General features: G+C 40.5%; 1 protein-coding gene. It reads right to left on the minus strand.

What is annotated here, in order from left to right; all coding sequences use genetic code 11:
- Window positions 1–93: 93 nt before the first annotated feature.
- A complete protein-coding gene (locus ACYVRH_RS13785) occupies window positions 94–564 on the minus strand; it encodes a sugar phosphate isomerase/epimerase family protein (protein ID WP_461257459.1) in 471 nt (156 codons plus the stop codon).
- Window positions 565–758: the final 194 nt, after the last annotated feature.

The raw sequence follows: 758 nt of genomic DNA on the forward strand, positions 1-758 counted from the left end.
AAGCGGGAAGGTTTCTTCCTGAGCGCTGATACAGTTCTTCGTAAAAATTATCCTCCGTGTGGTACAGCCTGTAAAGTTCAAGATACGCGTTATTTACCGGTAATTCCGCAAACCCCCTGTAATCATCTGTTCCGTGGTTGGCGGAAAAGAATACCAGTAAGCCCAAATGGGACTGCCCATAAAACCAGTTACTATTTTTACGCCCAAATTTTTCGCGGCGGCGGCGGCGTATTTCATCTCCTGAATAGCCCACTTGCGGATATCTTCGCCTTTTCCGGCGAGATTAGCGGGCGCAAGGGCGTTTAACCTCGTATCGTGGTTATCGCCTACACACTGTCCGATTAAATGAGTTCCAATTGCCAGTACTTTAAGACCGAAATTTTTTAGAATATTTTTCTTTTCTTCCACATATTTTAAATCAGTCGCGGCTTTTTTTAATTCCAGATGATCGCCCCAACAGGCAATTTCAATCCCTTCATAACCAAAGGATTTTGCTTTTTCACAAAATTTCTCAAAGGGTATATCAACCCATTGTCCTGAAAATAACGTTACAGGTCTTGACATTTATTCCTCCTAACCATTAATACCTTTGACTAAAGCTATTTGGCTATAATAGAATAATAACAAATAAATTTCAAGGGAATTGACTATGAAAATTGAAAATTGCCGATATTTGCTCCCATTTTTGCCGGTAATATCAGCCTGTTTACTCCTCATTTTGGGCTGCGGATTATTATCAGGCTGCTACACATTAAAAC

Source organism: Treponema sp. R80B11-R83G3 (genome assembly GCF_054786115.1).

Coding starts and splice junctions, on each gene's coding strand:
- ACYVRH_RS13785 (WP_461257459.1), bottom strand. CDS start 564: ATGTCAAGACCTGTAACGTTATTTTCAGGACAATGGGTTGATATACCC.